Origin of the sequence: Serratia sp. CY40230, assembly GCF_052168835.1 — a bacterium.
GTDB lineage: Bacteria > Pseudomonadota > Gammaproteobacteria > Enterobacterales > Enterobacteriaceae > Serratia > Serratia nematodiphila.
The window spans coordinates 62,503-87,196 of sequence record NZ_JBJNLX010000008.1; the positions used below are offsets into that span (position 1 = coordinate 62,503).

27 protein-coding genes are annotated in these 24,694 nt (G+C 59.5%); 16 read left to right on the forward strand and 11 right to left on the reverse strand.

Features of this window, described 5'->3' with window-relative positions:
• Positions 1-20: 20 nt before the first annotated feature.
• The 5 genes from rfaF to ACJ8IJ_RS22855 are packed head-to-tail and all read left to right on the forward strand — an operon-like array spanning position 21 to position 5,442.
• Positions 21-1,067, forward strand: a complete 1,047-nt coding sequence (gene rfaF / locus ACJ8IJ_RS22835; protein WP_075684472.1) for an ADP-heptose--LPS heptosyltransferase RfaF — start codon at positions 21-23, stop codon at positions 1,065-1,067.
• A gap of 2 nt (positions 1,068-1,069) precedes the next feature.
• A complete protein-coding gene (gene rfaC / locus ACJ8IJ_RS22840) occupies positions 1,070-2,035 on the forward strand; it encodes a lipopolysaccharide heptosyltransferase RfaC (protein WP_171454981.1) in 966 nt (321 codons plus the stop codon).
• A complete protein-coding gene (locus tag ACJ8IJ_RS22845; protein WP_442518933.1) occupies positions 2,032-3,198 on the forward strand; it encodes a glycosyltransferase in 1,167 nt (388 codons plus the stop codon). Before rfaC ends, ACJ8IJ_RS22845 begins: the two co-directional genes overlap by 4 nt.
• Before the next feature lie 28 nt (positions 3,199-3,226).
• The gene (locus ACJ8IJ_RS22850) at positions 3,227-4,468 is read left to right on the forward strand and encodes an O-antigen ligase family protein (RefSeq protein WP_442518934.1); all 1,242 of its coding nucleotides are present in this window, start codon (positions 3,227-3,229) and stop codon (positions 4,466-4,468) included.
• Positions 4,465-5,442 carry a glycosyltransferase gene (locus ACJ8IJ_RS22855; protein WP_442518935.1) on the forward strand — a complete coding sequence of 326 codons (978 nt, stop codon included), beginning with the start codon at positions 4,465-4,467 and terminating at the stop codon, positions 5,440-5,442. Before ACJ8IJ_RS22850 ends, ACJ8IJ_RS22855 begins: the two co-directional genes overlap by 4 nt.
• A 36-nt stretch (positions 5,443-5,478) precedes the next feature.
• On the opposite strand, the gene ACJ8IJ_RS22860 is transcribed toward ACJ8IJ_RS22855, so the two are convergent.
• Entirely contained in the window at positions 5,479-6,573 is a 1,095-nt protein-coding gene (locus ACJ8IJ_RS22860; protein WP_171454984.1) for a glycosyltransferase family 9 protein, read from the reverse strand.
• A gap of 8 nt (positions 6,574-6,581) precedes the next feature.
• On the reverse strand, positions 6,582-7,538 hold the full coding sequence (locus ACJ8IJ_RS22865) for a polysaccharide deacetylase family protein (RefSeq protein WP_004931169.1): 957 nt from the start codon (positions 7,536-7,538) through the stop codon (positions 6,582-6,584).
• A 210-nt stretch (positions 7,539-7,748) separates the two neighbouring features.
• On the opposite strand from ACJ8IJ_RS22865, the gene rfaQ reads away from it, so the two are divergent.
• Genes rfaQ through ACJ8IJ_RS22880 form a run of 3 tightly spaced genes read left to right on the forward strand, consistent with a single transcriptional unit; the run spans position 7,749 to position 11,061 of the window.
• Positions 7,749-8,831, forward strand: coding sequence for a putative lipopolysaccharide heptosyltransferase III (gene rfaQ, locus ACJ8IJ_RS22870; protein ID WP_442518936.1), 1,083 nt, complete (start codon positions 7,749-7,751; stop codon positions 8,829-8,831).
• Positions 8,828-9,955 carry a glycosyltransferase family 4 protein gene (locus ACJ8IJ_RS22875; RefSeq protein ID WP_004931172.1) on the forward strand — a complete coding sequence of 376 codons (1,128 nt, stop codon included), beginning with the start codon at positions 8,828-8,830 and terminating at the stop codon, positions 9,953-9,955. Before rfaQ ends, ACJ8IJ_RS22875 begins: the two co-directional genes overlap by 4 nt.
• Before the next feature lie 2 nt (positions 9,956-9,957).
• A complete protein-coding gene (locus ACJ8IJ_RS22880) occupies positions 9,958-11,061 on the forward strand; it encodes a glycosyltransferase (protein WP_131165381.1) in 1,104 nt (367 codons plus the stop codon).
• Positions 11,062-11,102: 41 nt separating this feature from the next.
• Here the strand turns inward: ACJ8IJ_RS22880 and ACJ8IJ_RS22885 are convergent, their stop codons facing one another.
• A complete protein-coding gene (locus tag ACJ8IJ_RS22885) occupies positions 11,103-12,116 on the reverse strand; it encodes a glycosyltransferase family 9 protein (RefSeq protein ID WP_442518937.1) in 1,014 nt (337 codons plus the stop codon).
• Between the two features lie 125 nt (positions 12,117-12,241).
• On the opposite strand from ACJ8IJ_RS22885, the gene waaA reads away from it, so the two are divergent.
• From waaA to coaD, 3 genes are read left to right on the forward strand one after another with little or no spacing between them, the layout of a single operon-like run.
• A complete protein-coding gene (gene waaA / locus ACJ8IJ_RS22890) occupies positions 12,242-13,519 on the forward strand; it encodes a lipid IV(A) 3-deoxy-D-manno-octulosonic acid transferase (RefSeq protein WP_049187741.1) in 1,278 nt (425 codons plus the stop codon).
• Positions 13,520-14,293, forward strand: coding sequence for a glycosyltransferase family 2 protein (locus ACJ8IJ_RS22895; RefSeq protein ID WP_015379437.1), 774 nt, complete (start codon positions 13,520-13,522; stop codon positions 14,291-14,293). It abuts the gene before it with no gap.
• A gap of 3 nt (positions 14,294-14,296) precedes the next feature.
• Positions 14,297-14,782: a pantetheine-phosphate adenylyltransferase gene (gene coaD / locus ACJ8IJ_RS22900; protein ID WP_004931181.1), complete on the forward strand. Its 486-nt coding sequence runs from the start codon at positions 14,297-14,299 to the stop codon at positions 14,780-14,782.
• A gap of 3 nt (positions 14,783-14,785) precedes the next feature.
• On the opposite strand, the gene mutM is transcribed toward coaD, so the two are convergent.
• The 4 genes from mutM to radC form a co-directional block, all read right to left on the reverse strand.
• On the reverse strand, positions 14,786-15,595 hold the full coding sequence (mutM, locus tag ACJ8IJ_RS22905) for a bifunctional DNA-formamidopyrimidine glycosylase/DNA-(apurinic or apyrimidinic site) lyase (RefSeq protein ID WP_442518938.1): 810 nt from the start codon (positions 15,593-15,595) through the stop codon (positions 14,786-14,788).
• Positions 15,596-15,676: 81 nt separating this feature from the next.
• Positions 15,677-15,844 (reverse strand): 50S ribosomal protein L33, encoded by a 168-nt coding sequence (rpmG, locus tag ACJ8IJ_RS22910; protein ID WP_002442576.1) that lies wholly within the window; start codon positions 15,842-15,844, stop codon positions 15,677-15,679.
• 11 nt (positions 15,845-15,855) lie between these two features.
• Complete coding sequence (gene rpmB, locus ACJ8IJ_RS22915) at positions 15,856-16,092, reverse strand: 50S ribosomal protein L28 (RefSeq protein ID WP_004931195.1); 237 nt, start codon at positions 16,090-16,092, stop codon at positions 15,856-15,858.
• A 262-nt stretch (positions 16,093-16,354) separates the two neighbouring features.
• Positions 16,355-17,038, reverse strand: coding sequence for a RadC family protein (radC, locus tag ACJ8IJ_RS22920; RefSeq protein ID WP_025304698.1), 684 nt, complete (start codon positions 17,036-17,038; stop codon positions 16,355-16,357).
• 183 nt (positions 17,039-17,221) lie between these two features.
• Between radC and coaBC the strand changes: the two genes are divergently transcribed.
• From coaBC to slmA, 3 genes are all read left to right on the forward strand, one after another.
• Entirely contained in the window at positions 17,222-18,439 is a 1,218-nt protein-coding gene (gene coaBC, locus ACJ8IJ_RS22925; RefSeq protein ID WP_442518939.1) for a bifunctional phosphopantothenoylcysteine decarboxylase/phosphopantothenate--cysteine ligase CoaBC, read from the forward strand.
• Positions 18,417-18,875 (forward strand): dUTP diphosphatase, encoded by a 459-nt coding sequence (gene dut, locus ACJ8IJ_RS22930; protein ID WP_049187746.1) that lies wholly within the window; start codon positions 18,417-18,419, stop codon positions 18,873-18,875. Before coaBC ends, dut begins: the two co-directional genes overlap by 23 nt.
• A gap of 251 nt (positions 18,876-19,126) precedes the next feature.
• Entirely contained in the window at positions 19,127-19,723 is a 597-nt protein-coding gene (gene slmA / locus ACJ8IJ_RS22935; RefSeq protein WP_004931203.1) for a nucleoid occlusion factor SlmA, read from the forward strand.
• 31 nt (positions 19,724-19,754) lie between these two features.
• Here slmA and pyrE read toward each other — a convergent pair whose 3' ends face one another.
• Positions 19,755-20,396: an orotate phosphoribosyltransferase gene (gene pyrE / locus ACJ8IJ_RS22940; RefSeq protein ID WP_004931204.1), complete on the reverse strand. Its 642-nt coding sequence runs from the start codon at positions 20,394-20,396 to the stop codon at positions 19,755-19,757.
• Positions 20,397-20,492: 96 nt separating this feature from the next.
• Complete coding sequence (gene rph, locus ACJ8IJ_RS22945; RefSeq protein ID WP_025160305.1) at positions 20,493-21,209, reverse strand: ribonuclease PH; 717 nt, start codon at positions 21,207-21,209, stop codon at positions 20,493-20,495.
• 126 nt (positions 21,210-21,335) lie between these two features.
• Between rph and ACJ8IJ_RS22950 the strand changes: the two genes are divergently transcribed.
• The gene (locus ACJ8IJ_RS22950) at positions 21,336-22,199 is read left to right on the forward strand and encodes a YicC/YloC family endoribonuclease (protein ID WP_015379441.1); all 864 of its coding nucleotides are present in this window, start codon (positions 21,336-21,338) and stop codon (positions 22,197-22,199) included.
• Between the two features lie 55 nt (positions 22,200-22,254).
• Here the strand turns inward: ACJ8IJ_RS22950 and ACJ8IJ_RS22955 are convergent, their stop codons facing one another.
• Complete coding sequence (locus ACJ8IJ_RS22955) at positions 22,255-22,644, reverse strand: hypothetical protein (protein WP_049187748.1); 390 nt, start codon at positions 22,642-22,644, stop codon at positions 22,255-22,257.
• 371 nt (positions 22,645-23,015) lie between these two features.
• On the opposite strand from ACJ8IJ_RS22955, the gene ACJ8IJ_RS22960 reads away from it, so the two are divergent.
• Positions 23,016-24,200 (forward strand): NupC/NupG family nucleoside CNT transporter, encoded by a 1,185-nt coding sequence (locus ACJ8IJ_RS22960; protein ID WP_004931212.1) that lies wholly within the window; start codon positions 23,016-23,018, stop codon positions 24,198-24,200.
• A 34-nt stretch (positions 24,201-24,234) separates the two neighbouring features.
• Here the strand turns inward: ACJ8IJ_RS22960 and ACJ8IJ_RS22965 are convergent, their stop codons facing one another.
• Positions 24,235-24,672 carry a DUF3574 domain-containing protein gene (locus ACJ8IJ_RS22965; RefSeq protein ID WP_049240852.1) on the reverse strand — a complete coding sequence of 146 codons (438 nt, stop codon included), beginning with the start codon at positions 24,670-24,672 and terminating at the stop codon, positions 24,235-24,237.
• Between the last annotated feature and the right edge of the window lie 22 nt (positions 24,673-24,694).

Genomic DNA, 24,694 nt, shown 5'->3' on the forward strand with positions numbered 1-24,694 from the left:
TGAAGGAATTAACGCTGGGTATGAAAATACTGGTTATCGGCCCTTCTTGGGTTGGCGACATGATGATGTCGCAAAGTCTCTATCGCACCCTGAAGGCCGAATACCCGTCGGCGGAGATCGATGTGATGGCGCCGGCCTGGTGCCGCCCGTTGCTGGCGCGCATGCCGGAAGTCAATCAGGCGCTGGCGATGCCGCTGGGCCACGGCGCGCTGGGGCTCGGCGAGCGCCGCCGCCTGGGGCGCGCTCTGCGCGCCAACCGTTACGATCGCGCTTACGTTCTGCCCAACTCGTTCAAATCCGCGCTGGTGCCCTTCTTCGCCGATATCCCGCAGCGCACCGGCTGGCGGGGAGAAATGCGCTACGGCCTGCTGAACGACGTCCGCGTGCTCGACAAGACCGCCTTCCCGCTGATGGTGCAGCGCTATGTGGCGCTGGCCTATGACAAAGGCCGCATTCAGCGCGCCGACGATCTGCCGCAGCCGCTGCTGTGGCCGCGGCTGCAGGTGAGCGACGAAGAGATCGCCGACACCACCGCGGCCTTTAACCTGACCGACAGCCGCCCGATCGTCGGCTTCTGTCCAGGCGCGGAGTTCGGCCCCGCCAAGCGCTGGCCGCACTATCACTACGCAGCTCTGGCTCAGCGGCTGATCGAGAGCGGCTATCAAATCGCGCTGTTCGGTTCGGCAAAAGACCATGAGGCCGGCGAACAGATCCGCGCCGCATTGCAGGAAGACGCGCGCGATTTCTGCCTTAATCTGGCCGGGAAAACCCAGCTGGAGCAAGCAGTTATCCTGATCGCAGCCTGCCGGGCGGTGGTCAGCAACGACTCCGGTTTAATGCACGTTGCCGCAGCGTTGAACAAACCGCTGATAGCCTTGTACGGCCCAAGCAGCCCCGACTTCACGCCGCCGCTTTCCGACAAGGCGCGGGTCATTCGCCTGATCAGCGGCTACCACAAGGTGCGTAAGGGCGATGCCGAGCAGGGATACCACCAAAGTTTGATCGATATTCAGCCGCAGCAAGTGTTGGATGCGCTGACGCCGTTACTTGTCGCCAGCGAGGAATAGTCATGCAGGTGTTAATTGTAAAAACCTCCTCGATGGGGGACGTGCTGCATACGCTGCCCGCCCTGACCGACGCGCTGCAGGCCATTCCCGATATCCGCTTCGACTGGGTGGTGGAAGAAGGCTTCAGCCAAATCCCCACCTGGCACCCGGCGGTAGATCGCGTGATCCCGGTAGCCATTCGCCGCTGGCGAAAAAACTGGTTCGGCAACGATACTCGGCAACAGCGCTGCGACTTCAAGCGCGCGCTGCAAGAACGCCGTTACGACGTGGTGATCGACGCGCAGGGCCTGATCAAAAGCGCCGCGCTGATCACGCGCATCGCCAAAGGCAACAAACATGGCCCGGACTGCAAGAGCGCGCGCGAGCCGTTCGCCAGCTGGTTCTACAACGTGCGCCATGAGGTAGACAAACAGCAGCACGCGGTGGAACGCACGCGCGAACTGTTCGCCAAAAGCCTCGGCTACGATAAACCGGGCAGCTACGGCGATTACGCCATCGCCGCACGCTTTATCAGCCGCCCGCCGGCCGATGCCGGGCAGTATTTGGTGTTTCTGCACGCGACGACCCGTGACGATAAGCATTGGCCAGAGCAAAACTGGCGTGAGCTGATCGCGCTGGCGGCGGACAGCGGGCTGAAGATCAAACTGCCGTGGGGCGCAGAGCATGAACATCAGCGCGCGCTTCGCTTGGCGGAAGGTTTTCCACATGTCGAGGTGCTGCCGAAACTCAGCCTGCAGCAGGTGGCCGAGGTGCTGGCCGGCGCCAGGGGTGTGGTCTCGGTCGACACCGGGCTCAGCCATTTGACCGCCGCGCTCGACAAACCGAACATCACGCTGTTCGGGCCGACCGATCCCGGCCTGATCGGCGGTTACGGGCAAAATCAGCACTCGCTGATTTCGCCGGAAAAAAGCATGGCGACAATCGACGCCGATACGGCATGGCAGGCGTTGCAAAAGGTTATAGCATGAAAAAACTGCACATTATCAACCTGGGTAAAATGGGCGGCGTCGAGCGCCTGTTCCTGCAGTACATCAACGATACCACCGACGGCAGCAACCAGGTCCTGTGCATCAGCGGCGACATTGGCGAAGAGATCCGCCGCCAGTTGCCGGCGCATCAGCCCGTCGCCTTCGCCAACCGCCTTATCAATGCGCTGCCGTTGCGTTGCCCGCAGTTCCTGCGCAAATTTTTGCTGAAATGGAAAATTGAACGGGCGAATGCCGACGTGGTGATCGTCTGGGACCTGGTGCCGGGGCTGGCGGCCAAACCCAAGCGCGGCAAGCTGGTTTACTACGATCACGGCTGCTCCTGGCGTTACCCCAAGAATAAAAAGACGCTGCGTTTCTTCGCAATGCTGGACGGCGTCATTTCCGCCTCACACGCGTCGAAGCGGGTGATGGAGCTGCGCTTTAATCTGCCTTGCCCAAATCACGTGGTGATCAACCGCATCAAGACGCCGGCGGGGATCGACGCTGCGCCGAAAACGCTGTCGCAGCCTGTCAGGATCGGCACTGCCTCACGCCTGGTCAGCCTGAAAGGCATCAGCGTTTCATTATTGATGATGCAGGAACTGCTGCGGCGCGGGCATGACGTCACGCTGGAAGTGGCCGGCAAAGGGCCGGATCGCGCGGCGTTCGAAGCGCTGGCGGCACGGCTGCAGCTCGGCGATCGCGTCACCTTCAGCGGTTATCAGGATGACGTCGCCGGTTTCTTCAATCGCACGCACATCTACATGAGCACGCCGATCACCGAGCCGTTCGGCTTGTCCTGCATGGAATCGCTCTATTTCGGCGTGCCGGTCATCTTCCCGCAGGTCGACGGTCAGCCGGAAGCGGTCAGGGACGGCGTCTGCGGCCTTGGCCTGACGCCGTCGGTCACCATCGAACAACACCGGCAGCTCACCGATATCGAGGTCGACTTCCCGCATGAGGTCTACGATCCGCAGACCGACAGCCTGGTAGCGCCCAAGCTGCTGTCGCATATCGACTGTGCGGATGCCGTTGAGAAATTGCTGGAGCGAGAAACCTACCAGGCTTTGAGCCGAAATGCGCAGCGCTATCCTGCGGAACATTTCAACTATGCTCAGTTCAAAGTTGAATTCGACGACACGCTGCGATCCTTTATCGCTTAATTGAAACGTGAGCCGGAAAACACGCCCGATGCTAAAACTCAGAACGCCGCACCCTGCCTTCAGCTATTTAATCTATCTGGGGTGCGCCATCGCTTTTTGCACCATTCCTTTCGGTTCCGCGACCGGACGCAATCTGTTTTACGTTTCCAGCTACATCGCCTTTATCGCCGTTTGCCTGTACCCGCGCTACTACTTCAGCAACGTTAGAAATCTGCTGCTGCCCGCGCTGATGTTCAGCGTAGGCATGGGAACCATCCTCTGGATGCATCACTTCAAACAGCCGGGTGACTACATCAATATTTATCGCTCTTATATGTCGACCGGCAAACTGCAGCTCGCAACTGCTTTCATCTTACTGATTGCGCTCAATGAGCGGTTGTGCGTACAGCGCCTGCTGATCGTTGTGGCTCTCGTCACCGGTCTGGCGATCAACGGTTATTCTCTCTATCAGGGGCTGCGCCTGGATATTCCGCGCGTGGAGCTCAACTTCGATCGCGCTACGGTCGCCGCCTACCTGATGACCGCCATCGATCTGGTGATGATGCAAGCCATCCTGATGCTGCGCACCCGCTACCGCCTGGTGTTGTACATCGCGGCGTTCCTGCTGTCCTTTTCTGCGCTGGTGCTCACCGGCACGCGCGCGGCCATGTTGGTCTACCCGGTAGCGGTCTGCCTGTCGCTGCTGGCGACCAAGCAGTTGGTTTCCAGGAAACACAAGCTCACATTGGTGGCCTCGGTACCGCTGCTGCTCGTCGCCTGCGGCCTGGTGTTTAAACCGCAGATAGAAGAGCGCATTCAGGCTTTTGAGACCGACATGCGCCTGATGGACCAGCCGCAGACTGAAAACTCGATCATTTCCCGGCTGTCGATGCAAACGCTGGCATGGCGTACCGGTTCACAAGCCCCTTGGGGCCAATCCGCCGAACAGCGCGGCGAGGAGATCCGTGCGATGGTCGCGCAGCAACCTCGCCTGTCTGGCGTCATGCCCTACATCAACGTCCACCTGCACAACGAGCTGCTGGAAACCTACTCGCTCAAGGGGGTCTGGGGGACGTTGCTGTTGCTGGCGCTGTATATCGGCCTGTTCTGCTCTTCATTCCGGCCGCAACGCAACGCGCTGTTGCTGAGCGTCAGCGCCAGCCTGTTCGTTTACGGCCTGAGCGACGTCATCTTCTTCAGCACGGAAGGCACCGTCATGTTCTGTCTGGCACTGATCGCCGCCGTGCTCTCCGTGGCGAAACAGCCTTCCGCTCAGGAGCAAACCGCGTGAAGACACAGCCACCGCTGCTCAGCGTTATCGTGCCGTTTTACAATAACGAAGCGTTCGTCATCGCTGCGCTGGATTCGTTATTTGTACAGATTAGCGACGATATCGAGGTGGTGATCATCGACGATGGCTCTACCGATGCGTCAGGGGCGCTGGTCAGCCACTATCTGGCGCAGCGGCAGCACCCGCGCGCGGTCCTTACTTCGCAGGCCAACGGCGGCATTGCGCACGCCCGCAACGTCGGCCTACAGTGGGCCACCGGGCGCTATATCACCTTTCTCGACGGCGACGATCTGCTGAGCGACGACTATCTGGCGATCCTGCGGCCCCTGCTGATCGCCGGTGAATATGACCTGATCGATTTTAATTATCAGAAGTTCACCGAACATCCGTCGACACCGGATAACCGCGCGGCGCAGCCCGCAGCCTACGACTTTTCACAGTTGGGGCTCGGCTGCCTGCAACCGCTGTTTGCACGCTCGATGTGGCATCTCTGGAGCCGGGTATATAAACGCACGCTGCTGGAAGGGGAGGCGTTCGAAGACGGCAGGCGCTACGAAGACGTGATTTTCACGCCTTTTCAGTATTTCAAAACTCGCCGCATCGCCCATCTTGACTGCGAGCTCTACTTCTATCGGGACAACAGCCAGGGCATCACCCGCAATATCAAACCCAAAGATATTGAAGATCTGCTGTTCGCCATGGAGAAGATGCTGCGTTTTGTGGCGCAGCATCCCGGGGATGAGCCGCTGCGCCGGTTAGCCGCCCTGATGCTGGCCAACTGCTTTTCCGAGGTGAAAAGCATGTCGAAGGCGGTATACGGCTATTACCATTACGCGCCGGCAACGCTGCATATCCTGCGCCGCGCCGCCGCTGTCTGCCGCAACAGCGACGTGCCGGGCAAAAAAGTCCGCCAGATGCGCTATGCGCGAGTGGATACCTTTCTTTCGAAGCTGCGCGGGCGCAGGCCGCACTAATCGCATCGGCCGGGCGGCCGATGCGTCGTCTTGCCTTTAGCGCGCTAAAGGCACGTGCGCGACCAGCTCGTCATAAATCCGCTGCGGCTGGATAACCCCCATCGGGCTTTCCGCCTCCAGCGGCATCGTATAGCCGGTACGAGACACCTGAATGATGCGATGCAGTTCAGGATCCTGAATCGGCCCGGTGGAGCGTGAGTCGGCGGTCACGAACAGACTGATGGTTTTCACCTTCAATGCCACCGCCAGATGCAACGGCCCGGTATCGCCGGTAACCAGAACATGGAAACTGTCGAGCAACGTCAGCAAACCTTGCAGCCCCGTTTTACCGATCTGGTTATCCACGCAGGCCTGCGTTTGCGGGCCGATCAGACTCAAAAACTGTTTGGCCTTGCCGTCGTCAAACGGTGCGCCAATCAGCACGATGCGTACTTTTGGGTGCTTCGCCACCAGCTCATCGGCCAGCCGCGCATAGTGCGCAACCGGCCAGCAACGCGACTCCGTTGACGCCCCCAGCTGAAAACCGATGGTGGGATGCTCGCTGCTTTTGACGCCGCGCTGATAATCCACGGGAATTTCCATCGTCGGATCGTCGCTGCGGCAGCCCAAAATGGAAATCAGCTCCAGCTTGCGGCGCACGAAGTGGCCGTAATAATGGAAGACGTAGTTGGTTAGCCAAGGCTCCAGCCCGCAAATGCCTGAACTGTAGTTATCCCTGATAATGTACTTCGCCCCGGCCAGTACGGCGCTGATGATGTCATAAGGCAGATGAGAATGCAGGATCAGCGCCAAATCCGGCTGATGTTCGCGCAGCGATTTCAGCAACGGGCGCATCGTCTTGATCTTGCTGTCCCAATACACCACGCGATCGTAATAGCGGCCGTTTTCCACCAGCTCGCGGTTTTTCTTGTGCACCACCAGCGTGATGTGCGCGTTGGGGTAGCGTTCCCGCATCGCCCGCAGTGCCGGCGTGTTGAACATGAAGTCGCCCAACGCCGTGGTGGAATAGATGACGATATTGTCAAACTGCTGGGCGCCGTCGAACGTCGCCTTGTCCTGAAAACGGCCGTACTTCGCCGTATAGCGCCGCAAGAACCAGTCGGCAACCTTGATTTTCCATTTCTTCGACATGTGCGTGCTTAATTCGCTTTAAGTTGATAATACTCGGCCAGCGTCATGCCCACCGTGCGCTGCTGCAGCCAGTCAAACAGCTGCTCCAGATCGCGGTACAGCCCTTCGATATCCTGCTCGGTTTTGAACGTCGGGCTGCCGCCCGGCATAAACTCGGAGGAGTGCAGCATAAACTCGACGTAGTCATGCCCCTGCGCCAACGACGTCTCGGCCACGCTTATCATCTTGGCCACGTTGCCGCCACTCGGCCGCAGCCAGTTGACGGACGGCGAGCGCCGCTTGCCGCGCAGCCGGTCATAGCCCTGCTTGAAGGCATTCATCAGCGCCGAGTGCTTGTACTGGATACTCATCGGCACTTCCAGCAGCGACGAAGCGCCCGGTTTGGCGATGTTCTGCGGATCGATGAAATAGGCCTGCGACGGGAACCGGCTGTAATCTGTGCCGCCGTTGCCCTGTGGATTGCCCGGCGAAAACTGCCAGTTGACCCGCGGCGTCACCGAACAGTCCACCTGATAGCCGTATTCCAGCAGCAGCGAGGCATAGTATTCGTTGAACGCCCAACGGCCGGCGCGATGGCTGAGCATTTTGGTCTGGAAGGCGTCTTCCAGCAGCTTGGTCATGTGATCGACCTTGGCGCGGATCTGATCGGCGGGATACTCGATCAAATAAGGCTTGTGGCGCCAGTCGTCGTCGGTGAGCGGCGTCAGCGGCGGGCTGTTCCAGGCATGCAGGTGCATGCCCACTTCACCCGTGCCGCGAGCGATCACGTCGCGCGCGAACTCGACATAAGCCGGGTCCACCGCCATTTCATAGTTGGTGAGATAAACCGGTTTGAAGGCGTATTTTTCGCACAATGCCTGAAAGCGCGGCAAGAAACGCGTGTTTTCGGTCGCGATGCGATCGTGGTTTTGCCACAGATTATCGCCTTCGGTATCAATGGTGATGAGAAACGCCGGTTTAGTCATGAATATCGAGCCTGATATCAACAGAATGCACTATGTTACGCAGGCCGTTTCGCCAGGGCAAACGACTTTGCTGCCTGGTTTGGACAACGTTGAAGCGCATTCGTCCCCGGCTCGGCGATTTTTTTACGCCCAGGCAAGAAAACCTTGCAACAGTAGCCACATGCGATCGGGTCATTTAGAATCAAAGATTGGTTTCCCAGAAAGCGACTCATGATGAACGACGCGCCAGCCCCAACTTCCGCCCCATCCGTACAGCGTATTCTGATCATAAAACTGCGCCATCACGGCGATATGCTGCTGGTCACGCCGGTCATCAGCAGCCTGCGGCAAAACTACCCGCAGGCGCAGATCGATGTGCTGCTGTATCAGGAAACGCAGGAGATGCTGGCCAGCAATCCGGAACTGTCGACGCTGTTCGCCATCGACCGTCAATGGAAAAAACAGGGCGCCCGCGCGCACCTGGGGCACGAACTGGCGCTGCTGCGCCGCCTGAAGGCGCAACGCTACGATCTGGTGGTCAACCTGGCCGATCAGTGGCGCAGCGCCATCCTCACGCGCCTGACCGGTGCGCGTATCCGTCTGGGCTTCGATTTCCCCAAACGCCGCGGCTTCCTGTGGCGCCATTGCCACACCCAGCTGGTGCCGGTCGACAATCACGCCCACTTGCATACCGTCGAACAGAATCTTTCGCTGCTGGTGCCGCTGAACCTGCCCGCGCTCAATGAGCATGTGACCATGAGTTACGATCCGCAGGATTGGCAGACCTGTGAGCAACGGTTGCAGAAACAGGGCGTCGCCGGCAGTTATATTGTGGTGCAGCCCACCTCGCGCTGGTTCTTCAAATGCTGGAGCGAAGAGAAAATGGCCGCCACCCTCACCGCCTTGCAGGCCGACGGCCACCAGCTGGTGATCACCTCCGGCCCCGACGCCAGAGAACAAGCCATGGTCGAGCGCATTTTGGCGCTCTGCCCGCCACAGGGCGTGATCTCGTTGGCCGGCCAGCTGACGCTGCGCCAACTGGCCGCCCTGATCGACCACGCCAAGCTGTTTATCGGCGTGGATTCGGTGCCGATGCACATGGCCGCCGCGCTGCAAACGCCGTGCGTGGCGCTGTTCGGCCCTTCCAAGCTGACTTTCTGGCGGCCGTGGCAAGCTACCGGCGCCGTGATCTGGGCCGGCGACTTCGGCGAACTGCCCGATCCGGACGCCATCGATACCGGCACCGACGAACGGTATCTCGACCTTATTCCTACAGACGCGGTGATTGCAGCCGCGCGGAGCACGCTGGCATGAAAGCATTTCGTTTGGCGATCGTTCGCCAAAAATATCGCCCGGACGGCGGAGCCGAACGTTTCGTTTCCCGCGCCCTGGAAGCGCTGGAGCAACAGGATCTCGATCTGAACGTCATCACTCGCGAATGGCAGGGCGACGCCAATCCCAACTGGCATATCCACCTGTGTAACCCGTTAAAGCTCGGCCGCATCAGCCGCGAGCGAGGCTTCGCCGTGGCAGCCAGGGCGCTGTGGCAGAAAGAGCGCTTCGATCTGGTGCAAAGCCACGAGCGCATTCCCGGCTGCGACATCTATCGCGCCGGCGACGGCGTACACCGCCGCTGGCTGCTGCAACGCGCGCGTCTGCTGCCGGAATGGCGCCGCAAGTGGCTGTTCTCCAATCGCTATCATCGCTATGTGATGTGCGCCGAACGCGCCATGTACGCCGCGCCCGAGCTGAAAGCCGTCATATGCAACGCCGAGATGATCAAGCAGGAAATCATCGCCGACTTTGGCGTGCCCGCCGACAAGATCACGGTGATCTATAACGCCATCGACAATCAAAAGTTCCCGCCCGCCGACGAGGCCCTGCGTCAACGTCTGCGCGAGCAATATCAGATCCCGCAACAGGCGCACTGCCTGATCTTCGTCGGCTCCGGTTTCGAGCGCAAAGGGCTGGCCGCCGCCATCCGCGCCGTGGCGGCGACCGACAGCCACCTCCTGGTGATCGGTAAAGACAAAGCCGAAAAACGCTACCGGGCGCTGGCGCAGTCGCTGGGCTGCGGCGATCGCATTCACTTTATGGGCGTGCAGAAGCAGACCCTGCCGTTCTATCAGGCCGCGGACGCGCTACTGCTGCCGACGCTGTACGATCCGTTCCCGAATGTGATTCTGGAAGCGATGTCGTGCGGCCTGCCGGTTATCACCAGCACCACCTGCGGCGGCGCCGAGTTTATCACCCCAGGCCAGAACGGCTTCGTGACCGACGCGCTCGATGTACCGGCCATCACGGAGGCTATTCGGGCGCTGCCGCGCCAGGCGCTGGGATCATCCATGGGCGAAGCGGCGAGATTGCGCATTATGACGGCTACGCCGGCGCATCTGTCCGAACAGCTGATTTCCCTCTATAACCGGTTACTGGATTAGCTATGCGTATTCTGATGATCATCGATGGCCTGCCGGGAGGCGGCGCGGAAAAAGTGGTGCTGACCCTGTGTCAGGGCATGCAGCAACAGGGGCACGACGTCAGTCTGATCTCGCTGCGCGACGTCTGCAATTACCCTATTCCACCGGGCATTGATTATCAGGTGCTGGCCGATCGCAGCCGTGCCCCCTGGCGCAAGCTGACCGAGCTGTCGCGCCGCGCCGCCGCGCTGGATCGCGCGATAGCCGAACACGAGCGCCAACACGGCGCGTTCGATCTGGTGTTCTCCAACCTGCATAAAACCGATCGCATCGTCAGCCGCAGCAAGCGGTTGGCCGCGGATCGCCTGTGGTTCTGCATTCACGGCATTCTCTCCACTTCCTACCTCGGTCACCGCAAGGGTCTGGACCGCTGGCTGAAGCAACGCAAAATCGCCAACGTTTACCAGGGAAGAAATATCGTCGCCGTTTCACAGGCGGTCGGCAGCGATCTGCAGCAGAATTTGCCGATCCGCCCGCGCCGGTTGGCGGTCATCAACAACCCGTTCGACATCGACGCCATTCAGCAACAGGCGGCGGCGCCTTGCGAACTGGCCGGCCAGGACTATCTGGTGCACGTCGGCCGCTTTCACACCACCAAGCGGCATGACCGCCTGTTGAAAGCCTATGCGCTCTCCGGCATTCAGGCACCGCTGGCCTTGATCGGGTCCGGTGACGACGCCAAAGTCGACGAGGTCAAACGTCTGGCGACAGACTTGGGCATCGCAGAGCGCGTGTTGTTCCTCGGTTTCCAGAGCAATCCCTACCCGTTTATTCGCCATGCCTCGCAGCTGGTGCTCAGCTCCGACAGCGAAGGGTTTGGCAACGTACTGGTAGAATCGCTGCTGTGCGGCACACCGGTGGTCAGCACTCGCTGCCCGGGCGGCCCTGCGGAAATTCTGGAAAAAGCCGGCATGGCTAACGCGCTGGCGGAATTAAACGAAGCGTCGCTGGCAGAAAAAATGGCGGAGGTTTACGCCAACCCGCCGCAGATAAATCAACAGCAATTGCTGAGCTATGGGCTTGAGCCTATTTGCCATCAATATATTGAGCTGAAAGAAGAACAATAAAAAAATAAATAAGGCAGGGGATGCCTGCCTTATTTTCTTCGTTAGTTGAGCGCCTGCATTTTCTGCCAAACCTCATCGACAGAAACATCTTCACAGTGCCCCGATTCACTTTGCAAAATATGATGGCGGCCAGTCCATGGATGCCAGGACACTTTATCGGTATCGCCAAAGAACACCACCATGTCCTTATTCAACGCAGCGGCAAGATGCATCTGCCCACCATCGCTGCACAGCACCCGGTCGCATAAATCAAACCCGCCCAACAGCTCACGCACCGACGCCGTCGGATAAAGCGCGACGCGTTCGTTTTGACACAGCGCCAGCAGCTGTTCAGCGCGCTGCTGATCGCCGATGTCGTCCGGCGCCAGCGTGCCCTGCGGCGACCAAAAGATCAGCACGCCGGTATGGGGATCGGCAGTCAGACGGTTGATGATTTCGGCATAGCGCTCAACCGGCCAGCGCCGTTTCGGGCTGCGGCTGCTGATATGCACGGCGCAGACTCGTTCGACCGGCGGCAGACGTTCCTGCAGCCGCTGCGCCGCCAATTGCCGCTCTTCAGGCGCCAGAAACACCCGCACCGGCGGGATAGGAATGGATTGATCGGTTATCGCCGATAAATAGCTGTAGGTGTGTTCGACCTGATGGAGGCCGCGGAAATCGTCCTTGCGGAACGGGCGATGAATATCTTTCGTGCCCAAATCGGCGCCGATGATATGGGTGGCGCCGGCCATTTTCGCTAAACGCAGGCTGTATTTGCAAGGCACCGGGTTGGCCAGAATGACCGCATCGAACTTTATTTTGCGCAGCTTCAGGAAGATCATCATGCGTTCGAAATAAACGCCCAACGTGGTCTCATTTTTCGCCTTGTGTTTGGCCTTTTTATAGACAAAGACTTTCTCAAGATGAGGATTGTTTTTAACAACATCCTGGCTAACTTTATTGATCAGCAGATAAACTTTTGCGTCCGGATAGGCAATTTTCACCCCCTCAATCAAGGGCGTGGTGCAAACAAGATCGCCGATGTTATCGCGGCGAATAATTAAAATATTCTTCATTCCGAGCCTGTCGGCGAAATCGCTCGCCGGTTGTCTGAAACTGACACCCAAGGTTACCAAATTAGCGCCTTTCCCTTCCAGTTATGGTACTATTCCGAATAACCCATATAAATGAAATTGATAGAATGTTGCTGCGTTTATATCAGGTACTACTCTACCTCATCCAACCCCTGATCTGGCTCCGCTTACTGCTGCGCAGCCGCAAAGCTCCAGCCTACCGTAAACGCTGGGCGGAACGCTATGGCTTCTGCGCCGGGAAAGTCGTGCCAGGCGGCATCATGCTGCATTCCGTCTCCGTCGGCGAAACGCTGGCGGCCATCCCGTTGGTGCGGGCGCTGCGCCACCGTTACCCCGCTTTGCCGATAACTGTGACCACAATGACCCCGACAGGTTCAGAACGCGTCCAGTCCGCTTTCGGCAAAGACGTGCATCATGTCTATCTGCCCTACGATCTGCCCGGTTCCATGAACCGCTTCCTCGACCAGGTGAATCCCAAGCTGGTGATCATCATGGAAACCGAGCTATGGCCTAACCTGATCAACTCGCTGCATCAGCGGCAAATCCCTCTGGTGATCGCCAATGCACGCCTGTCGGCGCGATCCGCCGCCGGCTATAAGAAAATTGGCGGATTCATGCGCGATATGCTGCGCCGCATCACGCTGATCGCCGCACAGAATCAGGAAGATGGCGATCGGTTTATCGAACTGGGCCTGAAACGCTCGCAGCTGGCCGTCACCGGCAGCCTGAAATTCGATATCTCCGTCACCCCGGAGCTGGCCGCCCGCGCCGTTACATTGCGCCGCCAATGGGCGCCGCGCCGCCCGGTGTGGATCGCCACCAGCACCCACGACGGTGAAGAGACCATCCTGCTGGAAGCGCACCGCAAACTGCTGGAAAAACACCCTGACCTGCTGCTGATCCTGGTGCCGCGTCACCCGGAACGCTTCCCGACCGCCAAAGAGCTGGTGCAGAAGGCCGGCTTCAGTTACACCCTGCGCAGCAGTGGCGAAATCCCGTCCGGCAGCACCCAGGTGGTGATCGGCGATACCATGGGCGAACTGATGCTGCTGTATGGCATCGCCGATCTGGCCTTTGTCGGCGGCAGCCTGGTGGAACGCGGCGGGCACAACCCGCTGGAAGCCGCCGCGCACGCCATCCCGGTGTTGATGGGCCCGCATACTTTCAACTTTAAAGACATCTGCGCCAAGCTTTCGCAGGCCGAAGGCCTGATCACCGTGACCGACGTGGATTCGCTGGTGAAGGAAGTGGCAACCCTGCTGACCGACGAAGACTACCGCCGTTACTACGGCCGCCATGCGGTGGAAGTGCTGTATCAGAATCAGGGAGCGTTGCAGCGCCTGCTGCAGCTGCTGGAACCGCACCTGCCGCCCCGGAGTCACTGAATGAGCAGCCGCAAAAGCCTGTCGGTGGTGATGATCGCCAAAAACGAAGCCGGGCTGTTGCCGGACTGTCTGCGCTCGGTCGAGTGGGCCGATGAAATCATCGTGCTGGACTCCGGCAGCGAAGACGACAGCGTCGCCGTCGCCGAAAGCCTGGGCGCCAAAGTCTTCACCCACACCGACTGGCAAGGGTTTGGCAAGCAGCGTCAGCTGGCGCAAAGCTACGCCAGCCATGACTACGTTTTGATGATCGACGCCGACGAACGCGTCACGCCCGAGCTGCGGCAATCCATCGAACAGGTGTTGAACGCGCCGGACGACGGCGCCGTCTACAGCTGCGCGCGCCGCAACCTGTTCCTTGGCCGCTTCATGCGCCACAGCGGCTGGTATCCCGACCGCGTCAACCGCCTGTACGCCAACCAACGCTATCGCTATAACGACGATCTGGTGCACGAATCGCTGAACATCGGCGGCGCCAAAGTCATCCCTCTCAGCGGCGATATGCTGCACCTGACCTGCCGCGATTTCTTCGCCTTCCAGCGCAAACAGCTGCGCTATGCCGAAGAGTGGGCCACCCAGCGCCACCGGGCCGGCAAGCGCTGCGGCTACCTGTCCATCCTGACCCACACGCTCGGCGCCTTCGTCAAAACCTGGCTGCTGCGCGCCGGCTTCCTGGACGGTAAACAGGGGTTGCTGTTAGCGGTGGTCAACGCGCAATATACCTTCAATAAATATGCCGCATTATGGGCATTGGGCCGCAACTACTCAGAGAAGTGAATCATGACCAGCAAAGCCATCTATCCCGGGACCTTCGATCCCATGACCAACGGCCACCTGGATTTAGTAACGCGCGCATCACTGATGTTCGATCACGTGATTCTGGCCATCGCCGCCAGCCCGAGCAAAAAACCGCTGTTCAGCCTGGATGAGCGCGTGGCGTTGGCGACGCAGGTCACCTCGCATCTGGACAATGTGGAAGTGCTGGGCTTCAGTGAGCTGATGGCGCACTTCGCCGCCCACCAGAACGCCAATATCCTGGTGCGCGGGCTGCGTGCGGTGTCTGACTTTGAATACGAATTGCAGCTGGCGAACATGAACCGTCACTTGATGCCAACGCTGGAAAGCGTATTTCTGATGCCTTCCGAAGAGTGGTCGTTCATCTCCTCCTCACTGGTGAAGGAGGTCGCCCGCCACGGCGGCGATATCGCGCCTTTCCTGCCCGATGTGGTCACCCAGGCGCTGATGGCGAAACTCGCCGCCGAGTGATGCTCAGCGCTGGCAGCGGCGGCAAAAGAAGGTGCTGCGCTGCCCGTGCTTGGCGGATTCAATCGGCGTGCCGCATGCGCGGCACGGTTCTCCCGCCCGCCCGTAAACCTGCAGCTCCTGCGCGAAATACCCCGGTTTGCCGTCCGACTGCAAAAAGTCGCGCAATGTCGTGCCGCCCTGCTCGATAGAGCGCTGCAACACCGCCTTGATGGTCTTCGTCAGCAGTTCCGCTTCGGCTTTGCTCAACGATCCCGCCGGACGATCGGGCAGGATCCCGGCGCTGAACAGCGATTCGCTGGCGTAAATGTTACCAACGCCAACCACCAACTTGTTATCCATCAGCCACGGTTTGATCAGTGTGCGCTTATTGCGTGATTTTTCATACAGGTAGTCGCCGTTGAACGCTTCGCTCAGCGGTTCCGGCCCCAGATGCGCCAACACGCTGCTGGTCGCCAGGTCTTCGCACCACAGCCAGGCGCCGAAACGGCGCGGATCGGTATAGCGCAGGATCATGCCGTTGCTGATCACCAGATCGACGTGGTCGTGTTTGCCGGCTTCGTTTTCCTCGCGCAGCATGCGCAGGCTGCCCGACATGCCCAGGTGCACGATAATCCAACCGTTCTCCAGCTCGATCAGCAGGTATTTGGCCCGGCGCTGCACGCTGAGCACCGGCCGATCGCTCAGCGTCAGGATCTGCTCGGAAACCGGCCAGCGCAGGCGCGCATTGCGCACCACCGCATACTGAATGCTGTGGCCGACAAGATAAGGCTCTATACCGCGTCTGCTCGTCTCAACTTCCGGTAATTCAGGCATCTGGCTTCCCCTCCGACGTTTTCTACCCTTTATAAAACAAAAAACCCGGCCAAGGCCGGGTTTTTCATTAATCCACTAAAATTATTTAATTTTAGCTTCTTTGTATACTACGTGCTGACGGACAACTGGATCGAATTTCTTCAGTTCCAATTTTTCCGGCTTAGTACGCTTGTTCTTCGTGGTGGTATAGAAGTGACCAGTACCAGCAGAAGAAACCAGCTTGATCTTCTCGCGAACACCTTTAGCCATGATTCAGTTCCTTAATACTTCTCACCACGGGCACGCAGATCGGCCAGAACCGTCTCAATACCCTTCTTATCGATAACACGCATACCTTTAGCAGATACACGCAGAGTTACAAAGCGCTTCTCAGCCTCAACCCAAAAACGGTGTGAGTGCAGGTTAGGCAGAAAACGGCGTTTGGTCGCGTTCATTGCGTGGGAACGGTTGTTACCGCTCACCGGGCGCTTGCCAGTAACTTGGCAGACTCGGGACATGTCTATTCTCCAAAAATCAAATCAGCTCGAGCTTCGTATAGGGTATGGCCGCCTCGTCAGGCTTTTAGAGCCCATCTCAGCAAACTTCATACTGAGGAGACTCTCGTCATCAGGTAGAAACCACACATCAGGTCAGAAACCTGCTGAGATAGGCTCTTGCGCCAAACCCAAGATTCTCAAAGGTGGCGTAGTATACGCTCTGAAGCGTAAGTGCTCAAGTCCCGAACAGCTAAAGATCCCACAAGGATCGCGAAAAAATCGCTTAAAGCCATCCGCGCTCGGCAAAAGAGACGCATTCACCCCGACCGATCACCAAATGATCAAGCACTCGGATCTCCAATAACTGACAGGCTTTCACCACCTGTTCCGTTATCAAACGGTCGGCATGACTGGGTTCAGCCTTACCCGAAGGGTGATTATGCGCGAGAATCAGCGCGGCGGCATTAGCCTTCAACGCTTCGCGCACAATTTCTCTCGGGTAGACGACGACGCTGCTGATGGTACCAGCAAACATCTCCTGATGGCGAATAACCCGGTGCTGATTGTCTAAAAACAATACCAAAAAGACCTCCCGCTCGCGATGCGCCAGCAAGCTTTGCAGATAATGCTGGGTGACGCGCGGATTGAGCATGGCGTTTTCCTGCGACAAATGGCTGGAAAAGAAGCGCAGCGCCAGCTCGGCAATCGCCTGCAGCTGCGTATAGCTGGCGTCGCCCAGGCCTTTTTGGCTACAAAAAGCCTGATGATCGGCCGACATCAGGTGATAAAGCGAGCCGAACCGGCGCAGCAGCTGCTCCGCCAGCTGCATCACGTGCACGCCGGGCAGCCCGGTGCGCAAGAAAATGGCCAACAGTTCTGCGTCGGACAGCGCCGCCGCCCCCTGCATCAACAGCTTTTCACGCGGTGCCAGCGCGCCCGGCCAGCACGCCACAATCGGGTTGCTCATCGTGTTCCTCCCTGAAAGGGCCACAGCATGCCATGTGCCACCCGGCGCGTTCGACAGGTGTTTGATAACATTGCGAAGTGTTTCGCAAAGCACAATGTAACGCCCTGCAGCCATTGCGGAATCGCTCACCTGAACGGCGGATATGCTAAAATGGCGCATCTTTCGGCTTTCAATCGGACAATGATGATGACGGGACTTTCCGGCAAACATATTGTGCTTGGCATCAGCGGCGGCATCGCCGCCTACAAATGCCCAGAGCTGGTGCGCCGCCTGCGCGACAGGGGCGCGGAAGTGCGCGTGGTGATGACCCACGCCGCCAAGGCGTTCATTACGCCGCTGACGCTGCAGGCCGTTTCCGGCTATCCGGTGTCCGACGATCTGTTGGATCCCGCCGCCGAAGCCGCCATGGGCCACATCGAGCTCGGCAAATGGGCGGATCTGGTGATTCTGGCGCCGGCGACCGCCGATCTGCTGGCGCGCGTCGCCGCCGGCATGGCCAACGATCTGCTGACCACCGTCTGCCTAGCGACCGACGCCCCTATCGCAGCCGCGCCCGCCATGAACCAGCAGATGTATCGCGCCGCCGCCACGCAGGCCAACCTGCAAACGCTGCAGGCGCGCGGCATGCTGCTCTGGGGGCCGGACAGCGGCAGCCAGGCCTGCGGCGACGTCGGCCCGGGCCGCATGCTGGATCCGCTGGACATCGTCGAGCTGGCGAACGGCTATTTCTCTGTCACGCAGGATCTGCAACATTTGCAGGTTATGATCACCGCCGGCCCGACGCGTGAAGCGCTGGATCCGGTACGTTTCATCAGCAATCACAGCTCCGGCAAAATGGGCTTCGCCATTGCCCGCGCAGCCGCCGCTCGCGGCGCGCAGGTGACGCTGATCGCCGGGCCGGTCAATTTGCCGACGCCGCCATCAGTCACCCGAGTCGACGTTACCAGCGCACTGGAGATGGAGCAGGCGGTGCAGCAACGCGCCGCGCAGCAGCAGATTTTCATCTCCTGCGCCGCCGTGGCCGACTATCGCCCCGAGCGGATCGCCGATGAAAAAATAAAAAAACAGGGTGATGAAATCGTCCTCAAGATGGTAAAAAACCCCGATATCGTCGCCGGCGTGGCGGCGATGACCAAAAATCGCCCCTTTGTCGTGGGGTTTGCCGCCGAAACCCAGAATGTGGAAGAATACGCGCGGCAAAAACTGGCGCGTAAGAAGCTGGATTTAATTTGCGCTAACGATGTTTCGCTTGCAGAGCACGGGTTCAACAGCGACACCAATGCCCTGCACCTTTTTTGGCAGGATGGAGAAAAGCGCCTGGCGCTGAGCGACAAGGCACTCCTTGGCCAACGTTTAATAGACGAGATAGTCAGCCGTTATGATGAAAAAAATCGACGTTAAGATCCTCGACCCACGCATCGGTCAGGATTTCCCGCTACCGACCTACGCCACTCCGGGCTCTGCCGGTCTCGACCTGCGCGCCTGCCTGGACAGCGCGGTGGAGCTGGCGCCGGGTGAAACCACGCTGCTGCCTACCGGCCTCGCGATCCACATCGCCGACGCTAACCTGGCGGCGGTGATCCTGCCGCGCTCGGGCCTGGGCCATAAGCACGGCGTCGTGCTGGGCAATCTGGTCGGCCTGATCGACTCCGATTACCAGGGCCAGCTGATGGTGTCCGTGTGGAACCGCGGCCAGAAGCACTTCACCATCGAGCCGGGCGAACGTATCGCGCAGATGGTCTTCGTGCCGGTGGTGCAGGCCGAATTCAACCTGGTGGAAGAGTTCGACAGCAGCGAACGCGGCGAAGGCGGCTTCGGCCACTCGGGGCGCCACTAAGCGCCACCCAATGCACGATGGCCGGCAGGGAAACGTCGCCTGAACCTTGCCTTTCCGGGGAGAAGGATGTCTCTGCGGCAAGGTTTTACCGTGACAATTGCAGCGCACACCAGGCAGCGCGGAAAAAGGCCGTTAAGGCCGCTGACCCCAGCATCGTAAAAAAGCTATCACATAAGCCGCACAGAGCCTGCTCTGCAGCGGCCGGTGCGCGGGTTTCCGTCAGTTAAGTTTTAGCAAGGGTCTAATCAGACATGGCAGAAAAAGAAAAGACGAAAAGGAATCGGCGCGAGGAAATATTGCAGGCGTTAGCCCAGATGCTGGAATCCAGCGACGGCAGCCAACGCATCACCACCGCCAAGCTCGCCGCGAACGTGGGTGTTTCTGAAGCTGCGCTGTACCGGCATTTCCCCAGCAAGACACGGATGTTCGACAGTCTGATCGAGTTTATCGAAGACAGCCTGATCACCCGCATCAACCTGATCTTGCAGGACGAGAAAGAGACGTTTAATCGTCTGCGCCTGATTTTGCTGCTGATTCTGGGCTTTGCGGAGCGCAACCCAGGGCTGACGCGCATTATGACCGGCCACGCGCTGATGTTTGAACAGGATCGCCTGCAGGGCCGCATCAACCAGCTGTTCGAGCGCATCGAGGCGCAGCTGCGTCAGGTGCTGAAAGAGCGCAAATTGCGCGAAGGCAAAGGCTTTATCGTCGATGAAACGCTGCTGGCCAGCCAGCTGCTGGCCTTCTGCGAAGGCATGTTGTCGCGCTATGTGCGTTCGGAATTCCGCTATCGCCCCACGCAGGAATTCGACGCCCGCTGGCCGCTATTAGCGGCACAGCTGCAATAACGAAAACGCCGGGCATGCCCGGCGTTGTTATTTACACTCCATACTGCTCGCGGTAAGCGCGCACCGCCGCCAGGTGGTCCGCCATCTCCGGTTTCTCTTCCAGGTAGGCAATCAGGTCTTTCAGCGTCACGATCGAAATCACCTTGCAGTGATAGTCGCGTTCCACTTCCTGGATGGCGGAGATATCCGCGCGGCCGCGTTCCTGGCGGTCGAGAGAGATCAGCACACCCGCCAGCGAAGCGCCGCTGGCGCCGATGATTTCCATCGACTCACGGATCGCGGTGCCGGCGGTGATCACATCATCCACCAGCATCACGCGGCCCTGCAGCGGGCTGCCCACCAGCGAACCGCCCTCGCCGTGGGTTTTGGCTTCCTTGCGGTTAAAGCAGTAAGGCACGTCGCGCTCATGGTGTTCCGCCAGCGCCACCGCCGTGGTGGTGGCGATAGGAATGCCTTTATAGGCCGGGCCAAACAGCAGGTCGAAATCGATGCCGGAATCCATCAGGGCTTCGGCGTAGAAGCGCCCCAACAGCGCAAGATCGCGCCCGGTATTAAACAGGCCGGCGTTGAAGAAATACGGGCTGGTGCGGCCGGATTTCAGGGTGAACTCGCCGAACTTCAATACCTGCTTGTTAAGCGCGAACTCGATAAACTGGCGCTGATAGGCTTTCATTACTGCTTCTCCTCGTCTGAATCTGCTTGGGTCTTGTCATTACTACCGCCCGATCGCCGGGCATAAAAAAGGCGACTTCTCAGTCGCCTTGGAAAATCAGTCCGCCAGCGCCGCTTTCTGCGCCTGGAAGATGGTTTCGATGCCCCCTCGGGCCAGCGCCAATAGCGCCAACAGCTCATCGTGGCTGAACGGCTCGCCTTCGGCGGTGCCCTGCACTTCAATCATGCGGCCGTCTTCCATCATCACCACGTTCATGTCGGTTTCCGCGGCGGAATCTTCCACATACTCCAGATCGCACAGCGCTTCGCCATTGACGATGCCGACGGAAACCGCCGCCACCATCCCCTTCATCGGGTTGGCTTTCAGCTTGCCGTTGGCCACCAGGGTGTTCAGCGCGTCGGCCAGCGCCACGCAGGCGCCGGAGATGGAGGCGGTGCGGGTACCGCCGTCGGCCTGCAGTACGTCGCAGTCGAGGGTGATGGTGAATTCACCGAGCTTTTTCAGATCCACCGCGGCACGCAGCGAGCGGGCGATCAGACGCTGGATTTCCAGCGTGCGGCCACCCTGTTTGCCTTTGGCGGCTTCACGGGCGTTGCGGCTGTGGGTGGAGCGCGGCAGCATGCCGTACTCGGCGGTGATCCAACCTTGCCCCTGGCCTTTCAGGAAGCGCGGAACGCCCTCTTCTACCGTGGCGGTGCACAAGACTTTGGTATCGCCAAACTCAACCAGCACTGAACCTTCAGCGTGTTTGGTATAGTGACGAGTCAGTGTCAGGGGGCGAACTTGCTGTGGTGCTCTGCCTGCAGGACGCATGGGCTCTCTCCGGCTTCAAATCAACTATTGGCTGCGCATTATACGGGCTTCGTGACGTAATGCCTATCCTGCCCGCAGCCGCGACGCTATAATCGCCCCATCTTTTCCTATTACGGGTACGCATCAATGATCCGCAGCATGACCGCCTACGCCCGGCGTGAAATCAAGGGTGAATGGGGCAGCGCAGCCTGGGAGCTGCGTTCCGTTAACCAGCGCTACTTAGAAACCTACATCCGCCTGCCGGAACAATTCCGCAGCCTGGAGCCGGTGATCCGTGAACGTATCCGTGGCCGCCTGACCCGCGGCAAAGTCGAATGCAACCTGCGTTTCGAACTGGATCCAAGCGCGCAAAGCTCGCTGATCCTGAACGAAAAACTGGCCAAACAGCTGGTCGAAGCCGCCAACTGGGTGAAAATGCAGAGCGACGAAGGGGAAATCAACCCGATCGACGTGCTGCGCTGGCCGGGCGTAATGTCCGCGCAGGAGCAGGATCTGGACGCCATCAGCGCCGAGCTGATGCAGGCGCTGGACGGCGCGCTGGATGACTTTATCGTCGCACGCGAAAGCGAAGGCGCCGCGCTGAAAACGCTGATCGAACAGCGCCTCGACGGCGTCAGCGCCGAAGTGGTCAAAGTGCGCGCCCAGATGCCGAACATCCTGCAATGGCAGCGCGAGCGTCTGGTCAGCAAGCTGGAAGAGGCGCAGGTGCAGCTGGAAAACACCCGCCTGGAGCAGGAGCTGGTGCTGATGGCGCAGCGCATCGACGTCGCCGAAGAGCTGGACCGCCTGGAAGCGCACGTGAAAGAGACGCACAACATCCTGAAGAAGAAAGAAGCCGTCGGCCGCCGCCTCGACTTTATGATGCAGGAGTTCAACCGCGAATCGAACACCCTGGCCTCCAAGTCGATCAATGCCGACGTCACCGCCTCCGCCATCGAGCTGAAGGTGCTGATCGAACAGATGCGCGAGCAGATCCAGAACATCGAGTGATCCCGCTCTGCACGCCATCAAGCCCGCGCCAAGCGGGCTTTTTTATGGCGGCAGATCAGCGATAGGCGGCCGCCTGCTCCTCACCGATCAACCCCATTTTCTGCAGCTGCACCGCAATGCTCCAGGTTGAGCGCTCGAACTCATCGCTCAGCGCTTCCAGCGTCGCCCCGGCCGCATGGCTCTCGCGCAGCCGCAGCTTTTCCTCTTCCGGCCAGGGGAAGTAGGCATTGGCCGGCCGCCCCTCGGCCAGATTCTTCTGCCGCTTCTCCTCCGGCGTCAGCCGGGCTTTTTTCTGCGGTTCGGCTTCACCGTCGAACTCGTTGGCCAACGCGAACAGCAGGCGGATAGCCTCCGGCGCGCAGGCCGCCGAAGCCGGTCTCAACAGCTCGCCGGTGTCGGGATTAACGCCGTTGGCCAGCGCCCTGAGCAACATGCCGGTATTCATCATTCGCCCCCTGGTTTGAGAAAATGCGCGCCAGTCGCGGCGCCTTGCCCAAACATGTTTCTCCGCCTTAGCCGAGAAAACCACATTTTGCGCCGGGAAAAATCCCCCATTGCGATCCAGATTCCAGGCGTCTGAACGTGCGGGACGGTGGTTGCATCAGGCTGCGAGCCGGCAGGCATCATGGAAGACGGCTCACTAAGGCACTTCGGGGGCTTATGAAAAACTGCCGAGCAGCGCGTGTGGATGACATTCGGCAAGATATCCCGCACGCCATAAGTATTTTGTTCTAATTATCACGCAAGGTAATGAAAGGACGGCGATGCTGTGGCTAAATGTGTTTTTTTCCTGCCCGTGAACCGTACGGACCGTTTATGCCACAAATTCTGCAATTTATTATGGCCCTGGTGGTGATCATCGCCCTGGCGCTGCTGGTCAGCAATAATCGCAAGAAAATCCGCCTGCGCTATATCATCCAGCTGTTGGTGATCGAAGGCGCGCTGGCCTACTTCTTCCTGCACTCCGCCAGCGGGCTCAGCGTGATCAAACACGTCGCCGGCTTCTTCGACACCCTGCTCGCCTACGCCGCCCAAGGATCGGAGTTCGTATTCGGCGGCATGAGCAAGGATGGCCTGGCGTTTATCTTCCTCGGCGTTTTGTGCCCTATCATCTTTATTTCCGCCCTGATCGGCATTTTGCAGCATTTCCGCATCCTGCCGCTGATCATCCGCCTGGTGGGCACCCTGCTGTCCAAGGTCAACGGCATGGGCAAGCTGGAATCGTTCAACGCCGTCAGCACGCTGGTGCTGGGGCAGTCAGAGAACTTCATCGCCTACAAGGGCATCATCGGCGACATCTCGCCGCGCCGCATGTACACCATGGCCGCAACCGCCATGTCGACGGTATCGCTCTCCATCGTCGGCGCCTACATGTCGATGATCGACGCGCAGTACGTGGTGGCGGCGTTGATCCTTAATATGTTCAGCACCTTCATCATCCTGTCGATCATCAACCCGTATCAGGTCGAAGACGAGCCGGAGCTGAAGCTGAACAAGCTGCACGAAGATCAGAGCTTCTTCGAAATGCTGGGCGAGTACATTCTGGCCGGCTTCAAGATTGCGATGATCATCGCGGCGATGCTGATCGGCTTTATCGCGCTGATCTCCGCCGTCAACGCGCTGTTCTCGGCGGTGCTCGGCATCAGCTTCCAGCAGATCCTCGGCTACGTGTTCTATCCGCTGGCCTGGCTGATCGGCATCCCGGCGGAAGAGGCCCTGAAGGCGGGCAGCATCATGGCGACCAAACTGGTGGCCAACGAATTCGTGGCGATGATTGAACTGAAGAAGATCGCGGCGGAGCTGTCGCCGCGCGGGCTGGGCATTCTGTCGGTGTTCCTGGTATCGTTCGCCAACTTCGCCTCCATCGGCATCGTCGCCGGCGCCATCAAAGGACTGAACGAGCAGCAAGGCAACGTAGTTTCCCGCTTTGGCCTGAAGCTGGTTTACGGTTCGACGCTGGTGAGCCTGTTGTCGGCAGCCATCGCCGGCCTGGTGCTGTAATCTCCACTCCCGGCCAGGCGGCCGGGAGTGCGTTTTAAAACGCCACGCACACCGGCGCATCCACCCGCATCACCGAATCCTGCGCAAACTGCTGCTTATAGCCGCTGCGCAGCGCCTCGATATTCGCCTCGCTCTCTTTGCCCGGCGCATGGATCAGCAGCAGCGCCTTGCTGTTCTCGCGCGCCAGTTTGCCGTCGTGGCCCAGCCACTGCCCTTTGGCATCAAACACCGTCAGCCCGTCTTTAAAACGCGGCGTCACCTGGCTGTCGACGAAGGTTTGCCACTCGGCGGCGGTGATCGCCGGCCCCGCCGGCCGGTTCAGGCCGAAGTAGAGCGTTGTCTGCACCAGCGGATCGCCGGTGCGGCAAGCCGGGGCGGGTGACGTTGTCTGGTGGCCTGGCGCCACGCAGCCGCTCAGCAGCAGGGCGGCAGCCATCACGGCGCAGACGGCCAGTTTCGGGGAGTTTTTCATCTGCAATCTCGATTTTTCGGTT

Coding starts and splice junctions, on each gene's coding strand:
- rfaF (WP_075684472.1), top strand. CDS start 21: ATGAAAATACTGGTTATCGGCCCTTCTTGGGTTGGCGACATGATGATG.
- rfaC (WP_171454981.1), top strand. CDS start 1,070: ATGCAGGTGTTAATTGTAAAAACCTCCTCGATGGGGGACGTGCTGCAT.
- ACJ8IJ_RS22845 (WP_442518933.1), top strand. CDS start 2,032: ATGAAAAAACTGCACATTATCAACCTGGGTAAAATGGGCGGCGTCGAG.
- ACJ8IJ_RS22850 (WP_442518934.1), top strand. CDS start 3,227: ATGCTAAAACTCAGAACGCCGCACCCTGCCTTCAGCTATTTAATCTAT.
- ACJ8IJ_RS22860 (WP_171454984.1), bottom strand. CDS start 6,573: ATGTCGAAGAAATGGAAAATCAAGGTTGCCGACTGGTTCTTGCGGCGC.
- ACJ8IJ_RS22865 (WP_004931169.1), bottom strand. CDS start 7,538: ATGACTAAACCGGCGTTTCTCATCACCATTGATACCGAAGGCGATAAT.
- rfaQ (WP_442518936.1), top strand. CDS start 7,749: ATGATGAACGACGCGCCAGCCCCAACTTCCGCCCCATCCGTACAGCGT.
- ACJ8IJ_RS22875 (WP_004931172.1), top strand. CDS start 8,828: ATGAAAGCATTTCGTTTGGCGATCGTTCGCCAAAAATATCGCCCGGAC.
- ACJ8IJ_RS22880 (WP_131165381.1), top strand. CDS start 9,958: ATGCGTATTCTGATGATCATCGATGGCCTGCCGGGAGGCGGCGCGGAA.
- ACJ8IJ_RS22885 (WP_442518937.1), bottom strand. CDS start 12,116: ATGAAGAATATTTTAATTATTCGCCGCGATAACATCGGCGATCTTGTT.
- waaA (WP_049187741.1), top strand. CDS start 12,242: ATGTTGCTGCGTTTATATCAGGTACTACTCTACCTCATCCAACCCCTG.
- ACJ8IJ_RS22895 (WP_015379437.1), top strand. CDS start 13,520: ATGAGCAGCCGCAAAAGCCTGTCGGTGGTGATGATCGCCAAAAACGAA.
- coaD (WP_004931181.1), top strand. CDS start 14,297: ATGACCAGCAAAGCCATCTATCCCGGGACCTTCGATCCCATGACCAAC.
- mutM (WP_442518938.1), bottom strand. CDS start 15,595: ATGCCTGAATTACCGGAAGTTGAGACGAGCAGACGCGGTATAGAGCCT.
- rpmG (WP_002442576.1), bottom strand. CDS start 15,844: ATGGCTAAAGGTGTTCGCGAGAAGATCAAGCTGGTTTCTTCTGCTGGT.
- rpmB (WP_004931195.1), bottom strand. CDS start 16,092: ATGTCCCGAGTCTGCCAAGTTACTGGCAAGCGCCCGGTGAGCGGTAAC.
- radC (WP_025304698.1), bottom strand. CDS start 17,038: ATGAGCAACCCGATTGTGGCGTGCTGGCCGGGCGCGCTGGCACCGCGT.
- coaBC (WP_442518939.1), top strand. CDS start 17,222: ATGATGACGGGACTTTCCGGCAAACATATTGTGCTTGGCATCAGCGGC.
- dut (WP_049187746.1), top strand. CDS start 18,417: ATGATGAAAAAAATCGACGTTAAGATCCTCGACCCACGCATCGGTCAG.
- slmA (WP_004931203.1), top strand. CDS start 19,127: ATGGCAGAAAAAGAAAAGACGAAAAGGAATCGGCGCGAGGAAATATTG.
- pyrE (WP_004931204.1), bottom strand. CDS start 20,396: ATGAAAGCCTATCAGCGCCAGTTTATCGAGTTCGCGCTTAACAAGCAG.
- rph (WP_025160305.1), bottom strand. CDS start 21,209: ATGCGTCCTGCAGGCAGAGCACCACAGCAAGTTCGCCCCCTGACACTG.
- ACJ8IJ_RS22950 (WP_015379441.1), top strand. CDS start 21,336: ATGATCCGCAGCATGACCGCCTACGCCCGGCGTGAAATCAAGGGTGAA.
- ACJ8IJ_RS22955 (WP_049187748.1), bottom strand. CDS start 22,644: ATGAATACCGGCATGTTGCTCAGGGCGCTGGCCAACGGCGTTAATCCC.
- ACJ8IJ_RS22960 (WP_004931212.1), top strand. CDS start 23,016: ATGCCACAAATTCTGCAATTTATTATGGCCCTGGTGGTGATCATCGCC.
- ACJ8IJ_RS22965 (WP_049240852.1), bottom strand. CDS start 24,672: ATGAAAAACTCCCCGAAACTGGCCGTCTGCGCCGTGATGGCTGCCGCC.